This window comes from Embleya sp. L77 (genome assembly GCF_055557415.1).
The window spans coordinates 1,654,438-1,669,713 of record NZ_CM145709.1 but is presented as its reverse complement, the minus strand read 5'-3'; the positions used below and the strand labels follow the sequence as shown (position 1 = coordinate 1,669,713).

Annotated in this window: 11 protein-coding genes; 9 read left to right on the top strand and 2 right to left on the bottom strand. The window is 74.3% G+C overall.

Features of this window, described 5'->3' with window-relative positions; translation table 11 throughout:
- Nucleotides 1-193 precede the first annotated feature (193 nt).
- The 6 genes from ACZOOI_RS06735 (at nt 194) to ACZOOI_RS06710 (ending at nt 7,679) form a co-directional block, all read left to right on the top strand.
- Nucleotides 194-1,699 carry a M48 family metalloprotease gene (locus ACZOOI_RS06735; protein ID WP_465279893.1) on the top strand — a complete coding sequence of 502 codons (1,506 nt, stop codon included), beginning with the start codon at nt 194-196 and terminating at the stop codon, nt 1,697-1,699.
- Between the two features lie 279 nt (nt 1,700-1,978).
- Nucleotides 1,979-2,665, top strand: coding sequence for a ribonuclease HII (locus ACZOOI_RS06730; RefSeq protein ID WP_465281129.1), 687 nt, complete (start codon nt 1,979-1,981; stop codon nt 2,663-2,665).
- A 78-nt stretch (nt 2,666-2,743) separates the two neighbouring features.
- Nucleotides 2,744-3,652: a DUF2510 domain-containing protein gene (locus tag ACZOOI_RS06725; protein ID WP_465279892.1), complete on the top strand. Its 909-nt coding sequence runs from the start codon at nt 2,744-2,746 to the stop codon at nt 3,650-3,652.
- A 163-nt stretch (nt 3,653-3,815) separates the two neighbouring features.
- Nucleotides 3,816-6,395 (top strand): TerD family protein, encoded by a 2,580-nt coding sequence (locus ACZOOI_RS06720; RefSeq protein WP_465279891.1) that lies wholly within the window; start codon nt 3,816-3,818, stop codon nt 6,393-6,395.
- Between the two features lie 231 nt (nt 6,396-6,626).
- Nucleotides 6,627-7,214, top strand: coding sequence for a hypothetical protein (locus ACZOOI_RS06715; protein ID WP_465279890.1), 588 nt, complete (start codon nt 6,627-6,629; stop codon nt 7,212-7,214).
- A 96-nt stretch (nt 7,215-7,310) separates the two neighbouring features.
- Nucleotides 7,311-7,679, top strand: a complete 369-nt coding sequence (locus ACZOOI_RS06710) for a hypothetical protein (RefSeq protein WP_020554773.1) — start codon at nt 7,311-7,313, stop codon at nt 7,677-7,679.
- 13 nt (nt 7,680-7,692) lie between these two features.
- Here ACZOOI_RS06710 and ACZOOI_RS06705 read toward each other — a convergent pair whose 3' ends face one another.
- Entirely contained in the window at nt 7,693-8,355 is a 663-nt protein-coding gene (locus tag ACZOOI_RS06705) for a hypothetical protein (protein WP_465279889.1), read from the bottom strand.
- A 198-nt stretch (nt 8,356-8,553) separates the two neighbouring features.
- On the bottom strand, nt 8,554-10,701 hold the full coding sequence (locus ACZOOI_RS06700; protein ID WP_465279888.1) for a RecQ family ATP-dependent DNA helicase: 2,148 nt from the start codon (nt 10,699-10,701) through the stop codon (nt 8,554-8,556).
- Nucleotides 10,702-10,892: 191 nt separating this feature from the next.
- On the opposite strand from ACZOOI_RS06700, the gene ACZOOI_RS06695 reads away from it, so the two are divergent.
- The 3 genes from ACZOOI_RS06695 to ACZOOI_RS06685 all read left to right on the top strand — a co-directional run bounded on the left by ACZOOI_RS06695 (nt 10,893) and on the right by ACZOOI_RS06685 (nt 15,217).
- Entirely contained in the window at nt 10,893-11,873 is a 981-nt protein-coding gene (locus ACZOOI_RS06695) for an aldo/keto reductase (protein ID WP_465279887.1), read from the top strand.
- 162 nt (nt 11,874-12,035) lie between these two features.
- Nucleotides 12,036-13,139, top strand: coding sequence for a DUF4192 domain-containing protein (locus ACZOOI_RS06690; protein WP_465279886.1), 1,104 nt, complete (start codon nt 12,036-12,038; stop codon nt 13,137-13,139).
- Nucleotides 13,140-13,273: 134 nt separating this feature from the next.
- Entirely contained in the window at nt 13,274-15,217 is a 1,944-nt protein-coding gene (locus tag ACZOOI_RS06685) for an amylo-alpha-1,6-glucosidase (protein ID WP_465279885.1), read from the top strand.
- The last annotated feature ends 59 nt before the right edge of the window (nt 15,218-15,276 follow it).

Below are 15,276 nucleotides of genomic sequence, written 5' to 3'. Positions count from 1 at the left end.
TCGGCAGGCGCCTCGGCCGACACGGCCCGCGGAAGCGACCTGCGGCGGGCACCCGCGGCAGGCACGGGCGGCCGGTGATCCCCGGGCCGGTGACGTGGCCGGTTCGGTCGGATCGTGCGGGATCCGGCGGTGGTCGAGACACAGGCCCTAGGGTCGTCCTCGAACGGGTGAGTCATCGCTTCGAGGGGGATCCATGGGCGCTGGGACGGGGCTACGCGCACTCGCCGGAGTGCTGCTCCTGGGCGTGCTGTACGTCGTGCTCGCGCTGCCGCTCCTGTTCGTGGCCTTCGTGACCGGAGCGATCGTCGACCAGGGGCGGTTCTTCACCTCGGGTGCCGCGGTGTTGTGGGGGCTGGGCGTCGTCGCGCTGGTCGCGCTGCTGCTGGAGCTGACCGGTCCGCGTCGGCTGCCGGCCGGGCTCGCGGTGGACGCCCGGGCGCAGCCGGTGTTGTGGGAACTGGTCGAGGACGTGGCCGCCGATCTGCGGGTGCCCGTGCCGGACGGCATCGTGCTGACCGGTGGGCCCGGCTGCGAGTTGCGGGTGGTGCGCCGTCCCGGGACCTGGTTGCACCGCCATCTGGTGCTCGGCGCCGTGCTGCCGCATGTGCTGACCGGCCGGCGGCTGCGGCTGGCGATCGCACACGCGCTCGGACACGGCCGCCGTCGCCGCCCGCCGCTCGCGGACCGGATCGCCTGCCACGGGGTGGACGCGGTGGACGGGCTGGCCGAGGCGCTGGCCGGGAACGGCGGTGCGGGCCGGGCCGCGGCCCGGTACGCCGTGCTCTACCGGCGGGTGACCGCCCCGGTGGTGGGCTTCGAGGAGCGTGCCGCCGACCGGGCCGCGGCCCGCGCCTACGGCACCGACGCGGTGGCGGACGCGCTGACCGAACTGGCGAAGGTCCGGGCGGACTGGGACCGGTTCCGGGACGACGTGCTGACCCCGGGGGGCGAGGCGGGCTGCGTGCCGAGCGACCCGATCGCCGGCTTCCTGGCCTTTCGGGACCTGCGGGCCGCACGGGGTGAGGACGAGGCCGGCTCCGAAGGGGTGATGGCGGACCGGGTCGAGCGTCTCCTGACTCGGCCCCTGGACGGGCGGGGCACCCCCGGCGGCGCCGACCTGGCCGGCGGCTCGCTGCTGATCGAGCCGCTCCGGCTGCTCGCGCACGTGCATCCGTACCTGCTGGTCACCGACGACGACGGGCATCTGGGCCGGCACGGGTTCGCGGCTCTGGACGGCCTGGTGACACTGCCCGAGGAGGCGTTCCTGGAGCACCTGGTCGGCTTCGTCCGGGCCCGCCGGGCCGCGGCACTGGGGATCTCCGCGCGACGGGCGGGGGTGGAATACCCGGTGACCCTGGGCGGGGTGCTGGCGCTGCTGGTCGAGGGGCGCGGAGCGGAACTGGCGGCCCGGCACGGCGCGGACACCGCGGGGGCGTTGGCCGCCCTGCTGGGGTGTGCGTGGGTGGAGTCCGGGCGTGGCCGGTCGCGGCCGACCTGGGCCGGCAGCGGCGCCGTCACCGACCACCTCGGCGTCGACCTGGACCTGCTCGGCTGGGCCGAGGCCGCGCTCGCCGGCGCGCCCGGCGCCCGGGCGCTGCGCGAGCGGTTGACCGCGGCGGGCGTCTCGACGTACTTCGAGCCCAGGCCGCCGGTGTCGATCGCCGAGGGGGAGCGGGAGACGGTGGTCGGCCACCGCTGATCGGTGACCTACGGTGGTGGTGTGAAGCAGCCGAGCACCGAACAGGCCGGTGGCCCCGGGATCGAGCCCGAGCGAGCCGCCGCGAAGCCGACCGCCGACCGCACGGTCGCGGCGAACGGGAATGTCGCCGAGAAGGTTTCCACCGAACAGGGTTCGGGCGGGAAGGTGGCGGCAAGGAAGGTCGCCGCCAAGAAGGTTGCCGCGAAGAAGGTCGCCGCCAAGAAGGTGTCCGGCAGGAAAGTCGCCGCCAAGAAGGTCGTCGCGCAGCGCAAGCCCGCCGTGCGGATCGCCCCGCCCAGCTACGACGTCGAGCGCGAACTGATCGCCCGGGGCGCACAGGTGGTCGCCGGGGTCGACGAGGTCGGCCGCGGCGCCTGGGCCGGCCCCGTGCTGGTCGCGGCCGCGATCACCGACCTGTCCGTGCCGCCCGCCGGGCTCACCGACTCCAAGCTGCTCACCGCGCGCCGCCGCGAGGAGGTCGCCGCCGCGGTCGACCCGTGGGTGCGCGCCTACGCGTTCGGGTCGGCCGATCCCGAGGAGATCGACACGCTCGGGATGACCGCCGCACTGCGTCTGGCCGCCGAACGCGCGCTGACCGCACTGCCGGTGCGCCCCGACGCGATCGTGCTGGACGGCAAGCACGACTTCCTCGGTGCCCCCTGGGCCGTGCGCTGCGTGATCAAGGGCGACCAGTCCTGCGTCAGCGTGGCGGCGGCCTCGGTGCTGGCGAAGGTGCACCGCGATGCCCTGATGGCCGACCTCGGCGCCGGGTATCCGGCGTACGGCTTCGCCGGCAACGCCGGATACCCGGCGCCGGTGCATCGGGCGGCGCTGGCCGAGCACGGCCCCACGCCGCACCATCGGATGTCCTGGGCGTACTGGGACGACCTGCCCGCGTGGCGGCACCTCAAGCGACCCCGGGTCGAACCGGTCACCGACGGGCAACTCGGCTTCGACCTGGGCTGATCGGCCTCGGTTTCCGAACGGTCACGTTTGCCCGGAGGCGCTCGTGCGCCGCCCGCGGCCGGTTGTAGCGTCACGCGGGTGACTGCCTCGATTCCTCCCGGCTGGTACGACGACCCCTCGGCCCCGGGCTCCGAGCGCTGGTGGGACGGCGCCCAGTGGACCGCCTCGACCCGCACCCGCGCACAGGGGGAGATCCCGCCACCGCCGATGGGAGCGCCGCCGGCCGCGGGGCCGGTCGGCTACCCCCAGGGCGGGTATCCCGGCGGCTATCAGCCGGTCGGCCCGCCGCCCGCCGCAGCCCGACCCGGCCGCGGCAAGGCGATCGGCCTGAGCGTGCTGGCCCTGGTCGTGGTGGGCGGCATCATCGCCGCGCTGATCGTCGTCCTGGGCAGGGACGACGGCGACGGCGGCACGACGGCGGCCACGGACGGCACGGTCACCGATCCCGCCACCGGGATCACCGTGCCCAGGTTCAAGGGCTGGGTCGTCCCGGACCCGGACGACGATCCCGCGGATCAGGCGGTGGAGCGCCCGTGTCCGAGCAGGTCCGCGACCCGGTCGAGCGGGGCCGCGGCCGAGACCGCCCTGCAGGCGGAGCGCAAGTGCTATCGCGCCGGCCTGACGCTGGACACCCGCAAGGCCGACACCCTGGAGGAGTTGGTCGCCGATCTGAAGAAGGACGTGACCGGCACCAAGGGCAGGATCAAGCTGGAGACCCTGGAACTGGACAAGTCGATCACGGTGGACGGCCATCCGGGCTACGTCCTGCGGGCCAAGGTCAAGGGCAAGCCCGAGGACCTGAACATGGACTCGGACACCGCCTGGGCGCAGGCGGTGGTGATCGCCGAGAAGAACGCGGACGGCGAATTCCCCTGCGTGCTGCTCAAGCTGGAGATCTCCCCCTCGGCGCCGGACAAGTCCACGCTCGACACCGTGCTCAAGGGCATCAAGGTGGGCACGCCGCAGCCCTCGGAGAGCACATCCTGACCCTGCGTCATATCTGACGAGACGTCACCAGCGGTACGGTACGCCCGATCGGTCGCGCCGTACCCCGCACCGGTCGCGAGCGCGTACCGTGGACGCGCGCCGCAGGTCGGGCTTGCCGGGATGCGACTGAAGGAGGCCGCACCGGGCACATCATCATTGGGGGGTGACTGTGCGCATCGGTGATCGCCTCGAATGCCCCGGCTACTCGGTGGTGGCCGTGGAGACGACGGGATTGTCCCCACATCGACATCGCATCATCGAGATCGCGGTAGCCCAATGCGATCTCGACGGACGAGTGACCGAGTTCTTCACGACCCTGCTCGACCCGCAGGGTCCCGCGGGCGACTTCCAGGCACACGGCCTGTTCGACGACGACGTGGTGAACGCCCCGACGTTCGCCGAGGTCGCGCCGTGGCTGGCACACCTGTTCCGGCAACGGGTCGTGGTCGCACACAACGCGCGCTTCGACATCGGCTTCGTCGAGCGCGAGTTCCAGCGCCGCGGTCGGCCCACCGTGCCGCCGCTGACCACGCTGTGCACGATGCGCGAGGCACCGCACCACCTGCCCGAGGCGCCGCGCTTCACCCTGCTCGCGTGTTGCGAGGCGGCCGAGGTGCCGGTGGACGGCGGGCACGGCGCGGCGGCCAAGGCGATGGGCACCGCGCGGCTCCTGGAGCACTACCTGCGGCAGGGCGCGGGCGAGGCCCGGCACTGGCAACAGGCCCGGACGGTGGCGGCCACGCTGAACTGGCCGCGCCGCAACGCCGACGTACCGCGCACGTTCACCCGCGACGACGCGCACGTGGCCCGGCGGGCACGCGAGGAGGCCGAGCAGGTGCGCCGCCGGGACGCGGTGTCGTACCTGGAGAAGGCCCGCGCGTACGGTCCGCCCACCGGCGTGGGTGAGGGCCCGGACAGCTACCTCGCGGTGCTGGACGCGGCCCTGGAGGACCGGGTGATCACCCCGCAGGAGGCCATCGACCTGGCCGAACTCGCGGTGTCCCTGGGCATTTCCGAGGCGCAGCGCAAGGACCTGGACCGGCTGTACGTGACCGCGCTGGCCGCGTCCATGGTCGCGGCCGGACCGGTCGACCGCGAGGAGCGGGCCGACCTGACCCGGGTCGCCGCGCAACTGGGCATCCCGCGCACCGCGCTGGACGAGATCGTCGGCATGGCCCGCTCCACGGTCGAGCAGGGCCACGGGGGGCCGCGCATCCTGGCCCGCGGGCGTCCGCTGGAATCGGGTCTGCACGTGCTCTTCCACGGCTATCTCGCGGTCACCCGGGGCGAGTTGGAGCGCCGGATGGCCCGCGCGGACCTGTCCGTGGCATCCGGTATCCACGATCGGGTGGACGTGCTCGTGGTGGCCGACCCGGACGAATCCGCGGACCGCACCTACTGGGCCCGCCAGCGCGGCATCCGGGTGCTGATCGAGCCGGTGTTCCTGGCGCTGCTCGCCGACCTGGAACGCGGGCGCAGCAGCGCGGCCGACGCGGCCTCCCAGGTGGCCGCCGCCTCGCTCGCGCACGCCGTGCCCGGCGCGCCGCGCACCACGAGCGGCTTCCTGCTGCCCCGGCCGGGCGCCGCGGTGCCGGCCGCCGCCGGATCCTTCGCGCCGAGCCCCTACCGGCCCTACGACACGCCCGTGGACGGTGTCTCGGAGGTGCTGCCGACCGAGGCATTCGCGTCGACCGAGGCCCCGGGATCGGCCGAAGCCTTCGCGCCCACCGAGGCGTTCGAGATCACCGAGGCGCAGACCGCGCCGGCCACGCCGGTGTCCGGGTCGGCGTCCGCGTCGGCCACCACGCCGGCGCCGGTGCCGGTCACGGGCGTCACGCTGCCGAGCATCCCGCCGCCGCCGACCGCCGCCGATCTGCCGGTGGCGTCGGGTTCCTCGGCCGCCGAGGTGCTCCAGGCCACCGTCCCGGACGTGCTCCCGCCGCCGCCCGAGGTGCCGGCGACGCACGCCACCGCGCCGACCACGCCACCGCCGGTGCCGGGCCCGGAGACGCCGCCGCAGCCGATGCCGGCGGTGCCCGCGGCCACGCCCGCCGCCGGCGGGTCCGGGGCCTCGTCGGTGGTCGTCCCGCCGCGACCGACCGATGGCCCACCGACCGCCGTGCCGCCCCGGCCGACGGACAACCCCCCGGCCGCCGTTCCGCCGCGGCCGGCGGATGCGCCGCCGCGAGAGCTCACCCGCGGGCAGGCCGTCACGATCGAGGACCTGGGCCCGTTCGCGGGCACGGTGCGGATCGAGGCGGCGTGGTGGGCGCCGGGCCAGGCGGACGGTGACACGGTGGCCCTGGTCCTGGACGACGACCGCCGAGTGGGCGACGACGGCGACCTGGTGTTCTTCAATCAGCCCGTACACGCCAGCGGCGCCGTGCGGTTGGCCGGCAAGCTGCAGACCGGGACCACCAACGAGGTGGAACCGGGCTCGGATTCGGTCGAGATCGACGTCACCACGCTGCCTCCGGGCCGCAGTCGGGTCCTGGTCGCACTCGCGCTGGACGCGGGCAGTGGCACCACCTTCGCCCAGGTACCCGTCACCGTCGGTATCGTCGACCCTGTGACCTGCCGTCGACTCGCCGAATTCCGGTTGAGCGGAGGCGATGAGACCGTCATGATCCTGGCCGAGGTCTATCGGCGCGGCGACTCCTGGCGCCTGCGATCGGTCGGTCAGGGCTATGCGGAGGGCCTGGCAGCTTTGGTGATCGAGCACGGGGTGGTGGTGGACGATTGATCCGGCCGAGCTGACGGGGCATCGTAGGATGCGCCGTCGTACGCCCGGGCCACACCCCAGGAGCACCCTGGGTGGGCACGCCCCGCGCGGCTTTGATAGGACTGCCACCATGCCGCGCGTGTTCTCCGGGGAACGGGACTCCACCGATCCCTCCCCGCGTCTCCTCACCGCCGGGCATCCCGGTACCGCCACGAACGAACCGAGCCTTCCCCAGACATGACTGTGAATCCGGTGACTGCCGAAAACACCGCGGACGCGACGTCCGCACCCGAAACCCCGTCCGTACCGCGCCCGTCCGGCGCGGTGCCCAAGCCCGGACCCCGTCCGGGCCCGAAGCCGGGCCCGCCCAAGCCCGCCGTGCCGCGTCAGGCGACCGCGGGATCCGCCCCGGCGAAGCCGGGCAAGCCCGGCAAGCCCGCTCCGGCCGCTCCGGTCGCGCCGCGGGTCACGCTGATCCCGGCGACCGAGGAGAACGTCTTCGACGCCGCCGACGACGCGGTGGACGCGCTCCTGGAGGCCGGCACCGAGCCCGGCTCGATCCTGGTGCTGACCACGGGCGGGCCGCACCCGTGGCAGCAGCACGAGGAGACGTTCGGCGCCGCGCAGTACTGGCGTCAATACGACGAGGGCAAGGACGTCTTCTACGCCTCGCTGCCCGCCTCGCGTCCGCTGCGCCGGGCCGCGGTCGTGGTCGTGGTCAACGGATTCGCCGACCAGGACAACGCCGCGCAGCTCCTGACCGCGGCACTGACCGCCGGGGCGTCGGTGACGGTCTGCGGCGACATCGAGCGGGTGCGCGCCCTCACCGGTGTCGCATAGCACGTCGTAGCACGCAGGGGGCCCGTCCGGGTCCGGTCCGACCGAACTCGGGCCCCCTGCCCCGCGAAACCCGAAGGTCGGCTACGGTTCGTTGCCATGTCGGAATCGCCGTCGATCGCGCAGCTCCTTGACCGGTTCCTCAGCGACCAGGAGGACCGGCTGAAAATCCAGCAGTATCGGGCCTGTAGCACCGTCATCGACATGTTGTCGGGCTATCTCAACCGGTATGCCTACACCACCCTGATCGGGGCCGAACGCCAGGAATGGGACCGCGCCTTCTCGGCCGGTGACGACCGGGCGTTCTGCAACGTGTTCGGGGTGCGCAAGTTGATCGCCGGGATCAAGCCGTTCCACGCGCAACATCTGCGTACGCGGTTGCAGAGCCCGGAGCTCGTCCAGGACCACGCGCTGACGGTCACGACCGATCTGGTCGACTGGCTCGCAGAGCGCGGTCTCACCGCCTGATCCGGAGCGTCCGTCAGGACGCGGAAGGTCGTACCAGGGGAGTGGGCCCCGTCTCCGGCAGGTAACGCACCTGCGGCAGTTCAGTCGCGGGGCGGGCCGGGGCGATGCCCGCTGCCCTGATCGGCCTGCTGCCGCCGGGACCGCCGCCGCGGCCCGCGGCGAGCGCCGGGGTACGCCCGGAGCGTCCGTCGGCGATCACCCGCCAGCCGTCCTGTGCGACGATCGCGAACGCCCCACAGCGCAGTCCGTGCAGCACGCACGCGTCGTGCAGCCCCCACATCCAGCGGCCGTCGTCCGCTTCCCACTCGCGGGTGCCCTTGCGGTGTATCGCCAGCACCGTGGTGTGCGTCGGGGTGGTCCGACGCAGGTCGTCCGGGACGATCAGGCGCAGGTTCGCCAGGATCAGATTGCGGCAGCGCCAGCCGTCGGTACGACCCTCGCCGAAGCCGAAGGAGGCACTGGCCACCGGGCGTTCGGACCGATCCAGGACGGCCACCACCGCCGTGCGCGCGACCGGTTGGTGCAGGTCGTACAGGCGTTTGATCAGCGTGCGGGGGTCGCGCAGCAACGGGACCCGGCGCGCCTGCCAGGATTCCGGGTCGAGCGAGCGGGAGGGCCCGCTCGTGGGCGCGTCGTGGCGAGCGGACGCTGTGGAGGCGGTTGCGGCGATGTGCACGGTCCTCCTTCCGTCCCAAACGGACAGCGGCGCACGCTCCGACTGCGGGCGGCTCGCGGCGGAGCGGCGCCGAGGGGCCCGCACGGGAATGTGAAGGGAACGCCTTGTCGATTCTTGCGTGAGGCCCGCGAACACGGCAACACGTACATGTGATCATTCGATACGTTCGCGTGACGGCGCGGGGTCGGCCCGAGCCGATCACCCCTCCATCGTGAGCACCAGGGGCAACACCTCGGGGGCGCCGGCCCGGCGCAGCAGGCGAGCCACCACGGTGAGCGTCCACCCGGTGTCGGTGCGGTCGTCGACGAGCAGGACCGGCGCGTCCAGGGCGGCCACCCGTTCGGCGAGTGCCTGGGGCAGCACGAACGCGTCGGCGATCGAACGCAGGCGCTGCGCGCTGTTGCTGCGCGGCGCCGGACCGCCCGCACCGGGTGCGTATTCGACCCGGCCGAGCCAGGGGAGTCGGCCGACGGTGGCAAGCCGTTCGCCGAGGCTGTCGATCAGTGCGCCGCGCGTGTGCGAGGCGATGGTCACCACGCCGCCGGGTCGGCGCTGCCATCCCCAGGCGGCCAGGACCTGGACGACGGCGTCGAACGCGGCGTCCGGGATCGGCCCGTCGGGAGTGCCGGGAGCCAGGATCGGTCGCAGCCGGTTGCCCCACCCGATGTCCGAGGAGCGACCCAGGGCCCGGCCGGCGGCGGCCTGTTCGCGGTCCGGGATGCGGCCCTTGAGCTCGACGCCGGCCACCGCCATGCCGGTGGGCCACATCCGGCGCGGTTCCACCTCCACGCCCGGCCGGCCCAGCGCCGCGCGCGCCGCGTCCCGGGAGGCGGGATCCACCCGCGCGTCGTGGCGCGGCCCCGCGCACGTGTCGCAGCGCCCGCACGGGGCGGCGTTCGGATCGTCCAGGCAGCGGCGCAGGAACTCCATCCGGCAGGTGCCGTCGGCCTGGTAGTCGCGCATCGACTGCTGCTCGTGCTCGCGGGCCGCGGCCACCCGCGCGTAGCGCTCGGCGTCGTACTCCCAGGGACGGCCGGTCGCGGTCCAGCCGCCGCGCACGCGCCGGACCGCGCCGTCCACGTCGAGCACCTTGAGCATCAGCTCCAGGCGGTTGCGGCGCAGGTCCACGAGGGGTTCCAGGGCCTGCGTGGACAGTGGGCGACCGGCGCCCTCCAGGGCGGCCAGCGTGCGCTCGACCTGCTCGCGGGCGGGGAAGCCCAGCGAGCCGAAGTAGCGCCAGATCGCCTCGTCCTCACGCCCGGGCAGCAGCAGTACGTCGGCCCGCTCCACCGCGCGCCCGGCCCGGCCGATCTGCTGGTAGTAGGCGATCGGCGACTGCGGGGCGCCCAGGTGCACGACGAAGCCCAGGTCGCCCTTGTCGAAGCCCATGCCCAGCGCCGACGTGGCCACGAGCGCCTTGACCCGGTTGGCCAGCAGGTCGGCCTCGGCGACCCGGCGCTCGGCATCCTCGGTGCGGCCCGAGTAGGACGCGACGGCGTGTCCGCGCGAGCGCAGGAACGCGGTGACCTCCTCGGCGGCGGCCACGGTCAGCGTGTAGATGATGCCCGAGCCCGGCAGCTCGGGCAGGTGGGTGTCGAGCCAGGCCAGCCGGTCGGCCGCGTCGGGCAGGCGCAGCACACCGAGCGACAGGCTCTCCCGGTCCAGGGTGCCGCGCAGCACCAGCGCGTCGCCGGCCGGGTCGAGCTGCTCGGCCACGTCGGCGCTCACCCGCGCGTTCGCGGTCGCGGTGGTGGCCAGGACCGGTACGCCGGTCGGCAGCTCCTCCAACAGGGTGCGCAGCCGGCGGTAGTCGGGACGGAAGTCGTGCCCCCAGTCGGACACGCAGTGCGCCTCGTCGACCACGAGCAGGCCGGTCGTGGCGGCCAGCTTGGGCAGCACATTGTCCCGGAAGTCGGGGTTGTTCAGCCGCTCGGGGCCGACCAGGAGCACGTCCACGACGCCCTCGGCCACCTCGGCCTGCACCGCGTCCCAGTCGTCGACGTTGGCCGAGTTGATGGTGCGGGCCCGGATCCCGGCGCGGGCGGCGGCGTCGACCTGGTTGCGCATCAGGGCCAGCAGCGGCGAGACGATCACGGTGGGCCCGGCGCCGCGTTCGCGCAACAGCGCGGTGGCCACGAAGTAGACCGCGGACTTGCCCCAGCCCGTGCGCTGCACCACCAGGACCCGGCGATGGTGGGCGACCAGCGCCTCGACCGCGCGCCACTGGTCCTCGCGCAGCCGCGCGTCGCCGCCCGCCAGGTCCCGCAGCACGGCGTCGGCGCGGGTGCGCAGGTGCGTCGCGGGGTCGGGGCGGGCGTCGGGGGTGGTGGATCGGTCCTCGGTCATGCCTCCCTTTGTAGTCGCCGGCGGCGACATCGCGAAAAGCGGGCCGGGGCGATTTGTGCACAAACGTGTTGTCTGCGCGGCGCGCCCCGGGCCGCCCGGGTCGATCGGGGCATGCGGGACACCCTGGCCGGCGGGCGGTCGGCGCGCGATGGTGGAAGGGACCGAAACCCCTACGGCGACGGAGGCGCGACGTGCGCTACCTCGAAGTGGACGGATTTCCCCCGGTGGGTCGGATCGGACTGGGTACGTGGCAGTTCGGTTCACGGGTGTGGGGCTACGGCGACGCGTACGCGTCGGTGACCGCCCATGCGCTGGTCGGCCGGGCGCTGGAACTGGGGGTGACCCTGTTCGACACGGCCGAGATCTATGGGCTCGGGCGCAGCGAACGCATCCTGGGCGAGGCGCTGGGAGCCGACGCCGACCGGGTCGTGGTGGCCACCAAGTTCGTGCCGGCGCTGCCGACCACCCCCGTGCTGCGCGGTCGGGCGTATCGCAGCATGGCCCGGCTGGGCCTGGACCGGATCCCGCTGTACCAGGCCCATGTCGCCAATCCGCTGGTGCCGATCGACGTGATGATGCACGCGCTCGGCGAACTCCAGGACGAGAAGATCGTCGGGGAGGTCGGGGTGAGCAACCACGACCTCGCCCGGTGGCGCCGGGCCGAGCATGCGCTGGGTCGACGAGTGCTCTCCGACCAGGTCGAGTTCAGCCTCGCGGCGCCCGGACCGCTGCGCGATCTGGTGCCGTGGGCCGAGCGCAATCGGCGCCTGGTGATCGCGCACAGCCCGCTGGCCCGAGGCCTGCTCGGCTCGCGCTATGACGAGTACAACCGGCCGGCCGGGCTCCGTGCGCACACGACGCTGTTCCGGCCGGAGAATCTGCGCCGGGCCGGCCCGCTGCTGGAGCTGTTGCGCGAGGTGGCCGTCGCACACGACGCGACGCCCGCCCAGATCGCGTTGGCGTGGACCCTGCATCGGGGGCCGGTGGTGGCCATTCCCGGGGCGTCCACGATCGAGCAACTGGAACACAACGTGGCGGCGGCGGAGATCGAGCTGGGTGAGGACGAGTACCGGGCGCTGACGGCACAGGCGGAGGTCTTCGCACCGCTTCGGGGCTTGGACGCGCTGCGCTCGCGCGCACGGGACGAGTCGCGGAACGCGCCGGTGCATTGACGCGCACGGGCCGGCCGGTGGCCCGAGGGGTGTGGCCGCCGAGGGTGGAAAATCGGGTGGGGTCGACCTGGTTCGTCAAGGTGTGTATCCACAACTCCCGATTCGTGCACCGGCCGTCGGCCCGCGCCGGGCTCGGGTCGCGGGCGGGCGCAGGCTCGCCGCATGAACGACACCGATGGTTTCGACCGCGCCCCCTTCGTGGCGATGTCCCCGCAGTCCGTGCTGCGGGTGCGCTCGCCCGCGGATCTGGTGGAGGCCGTGCCGTATCTGATCGGGGTGCGGCCCACCGACAGCGTGGTGCTGTTGGGCATCCTGCCCGGCGAGCGCAGCCGGGTCGGCCCGGTGTTGCGGCACGATCTGCCGCCGCCGGCCGATTTCGAGCCCGCCGCCCGGCACTTCGCCCGACTGCTGGTGCGCACCGGCGCGCGCGGCGTGGCCGTCGCGATGTATCCGGACGGCGCCGAGGCGACGGCGCCGGTCACAAAAGGCACGGCGCCCGAGGTCGGGTCGGCGGCCGTCGAGCGGCTGCGGCCGCTGCACGCGGCGATCGCCCACGCGTGTGGCACGCATGCGATCGAGGTGCGCGAGGCGGTGTGCGTGACCGCCGAGCGCTGGTGGTCCTACGGCTGTACGGATACCCGGTGCTGTCCGGCCGAGGGAACCTTGCTGCGCACCGAGCGCAGCTCGACGGTCGCCGCGACGGCGGTCTGGGCGGGACTGCCCGAACCGGTGTCGTTGGCCGATCTGGTGCGCCGCTTCCGGCCGCCGGAGTACGCGATGCGCGAGCTGATGCTGCGGGCGTACGAGAGCGTGCGGGCCGAACCCGAAGGGTTCGCGGCGCGGCGCACGCTGACCGCACTGGCCGGTCACCGCAAGCGGTTCCGGGCCGGCGACACCACGATCGAACCGGCCGAGGCGGCGCGGCTGGTGCTCGGATTGGGCGATTCCCGGGTGCGCGACGAGGTGATGGGCTGGCACGGCGAACAGCCGGGCGACGCCGACGACCTGGCCCTGCTCACGCTGTGGACCGCGCTGGCCCGCCGGGCCTTCGCCCCCGCCTCCGCGCCGCCGCTCACCCTGGCCGCATGGGCCGCGTGGACGATCGGCGACGGGGTGTTGGCCCGGGTCGCGGTGACCCGGGCGTTGCGGGCCGACGCCGGATACACGATGGCGCGGCTGCTGCACTCGGCGATCAACAGCCCGCTGAGCGCGGCCGAGGTGCGCCGAAGGATCTTCCGCGATGCCGTGACCAACCGGGCGCCGTGACCGTTGGGGGGCCGGGGGCCACATGTCGACCGACCGGTCGACGGCGGGGCGGACCGCGGCGGGCTTTGCCGCGGGAGAGCCCGAGCCCCGCCCGCGCGGGGCCCACGAGGAAGCGGGAGACGAGAGCGGTGAGCGTGAGCACGATCCCCCATCCCGTCGCGCACGACGCGCTCGTCTGCGTGGACGCGCCGGGCATGGCGATCAGTGGGCTCGACGGGCAACTGCGCGGGTACGGCGTGCAGGGCATCTACCACGACGGGCGGCGCATCCTCTCGCGGATCGTGCTGACCATCGACGGCACCGAGCCCGAACCGCTGTCCGGACACGTGGTCGCGGCCGACACCGTGCGCTACCTCGCGATGCGCCGATTCACCGCGGACGGCTCGCCCGACCCTGGTCTGGTGATCGAGCGCACCCGCCACGCCGCCGGCCGGGAGCGGCTCGTGCTGCGCAACACCGGGCGCCGGGCGTTGCGCTTCCCGGTCGAACTGGCCCTGGGCACCGACCTGATCCCGCTCGACGCGCTGCGGGCCGGACACCGCCCACCCGAGCTGCCGGCCCGGGTCGCCGCAGCCGGTCTGGGCTGGAGCGCACCGGACGGGACGAGCGTGCGGGCGAGCGCCGAGCCCGCGCCGGACACCGCGCTGGCCGCCACCGCCACGCTGCGCTGGGACGTCGAGCTGGAGCCGGCCCGCTCGTGGGCGGTCGAACTGCGGGTGGTCGCCGAACCGGCTCCCGGCCGACCCGGTGCACGCGCCTTCTCCGGCGGGCCGCCGTGGGCGCAGCCGCGGGTGCGCTGCGACGACGTGCGGGTCGCGGCCTGGCTCGACCAGGGGCTGCGCGACCTGCGGGCGCTGCTCGTGGTCCCCGATCCCGAGCTGCCGACCGCGCCGCTGCCTGCGGCCGGTGCGCCGTGGCAACTGGCCCCCACCGGGCGCGACGCGCTGTGGACCGCCCGGATGTTGCTGCCGCTGGGGACCCGATTCGCCGGCGGTGTGCTGCGGCTGCTGGCCGCACGTCAGGGTGTGCGCGCTCAGCCGCGCGGTGGCGAGGACCCCGGGCGGATCCCGCACACCCTGGGCCGGGCCGGCGCACCGGACCGCTACGACTGCGCGGGCTCGACCGCGCTGTTCGTCACGCTGTTCGGCGAGGCCTGGCGCTGGGGACTGCCCGCCGCCGAGGCGGGCGCGCTGTTGCCCGCGCTCGGCCGTGCGCTGGGACACCTGTCCCGCACGATGGGCGAGCGGCCGGGCGACTTCGTCCGGCTCGGCCCCCAGGGGCCCGCGCCGTGCGAGCTCCAGGCGCAGACCTACCAGGCCGCGTGGCACGGTGCGGCGCTGCTGGACGCGCACGGCCTGCCGGGCGCGGGCGCGCTGCGCGAGCGGGCCGAGCAGCTCGGCGTCGCCTTCCGTCGGGCGTTTCGCGCCGAGGACGCGGCGGGGGAGTACTACGCGGCGGCGCTCGATCCCGCGGGCCGACCGATCACCGTGGCCTCGTCCGCGATGGCGCACCTGCCCGGCAGCGGCATCCTGGACGACACCGGCAATCGGGCGGTGGCCCGCCGGTTGACCGCCCCCGACCTGGACTGCGGTTGGGGGCTGCGCGGCACTTCGGCCCGGATGCCCGGCTACCACCCGCTCGCCGTCCGAGGCGGCGTGGTGCGCGCCCACGACACGTGCGTGGCCGCCGCCGGACTCGCCCAGGCGGGCCATCTCGACGCCGCACAACAGCTGTTCGCCGGTTTGCTGCACGCCGCACCGTGGTTCCAGTACCGATTGCCGGAGATGCACGCGGGAGAACAGCGCGCGGAGGGCCACGCACCGGTGGCCCATCCCCTGGCATGCCGGCCGCTGGCGCGCGCGGCAGGGGCGATCCTGCCGGTGCTGGTGGCCTTCGCCGGGATTCGGCCCGACGTCCCGGCCGGCCGGGTCACCGTGCGCCCGGCCGGCCCGCTGGACATCGGCGAACTCGAACTGCGCGACCTGTGCGTGGCCGGCGAACCGTTCACGGTGCGGGTCAATCGGGCGGGGCAGGCGATCGTGGAGGAGGCGGCGGAAGGGATGCAACTGGCGATCTGAACCCGACCGTCCGGTGACGCGACGCCACCACCCGCATGCGCGGGGTATGCCGAGCGATC

What these genes read in the sequence shown, in the direction of transcription:
- ACZOOI_RS06735 (WP_465279893.1), top strand. Translation starts at nt 194, where the DNA reads ATGGGCGCTGGGACGGGGCTACGCGCACTCGCCGGAGTGCTGCTCCTG.
- ACZOOI_RS06710 (WP_020554773.1), top strand. Translation starts at nt 7,311, where the DNA reads ATGTCGGAATCGCCGTCGATCGCGCAGCTCCTTGACCGGTTCCTCAGC.
- ACZOOI_RS06700 (WP_465279888.1), bottom strand. Translation starts at nt 10,701, where the DNA reads ATGACCGAGGACCGATCCACCACCCCCGACGCCCGCCCCGACCCCGCG.
- ACZOOI_RS06690 (WP_465279886.1), top strand. Translation starts at nt 12,036, where the DNA reads ATGAACGACACCGATGGTTTCGACCGCGCCCCCTTCGTGGCGATGTCC.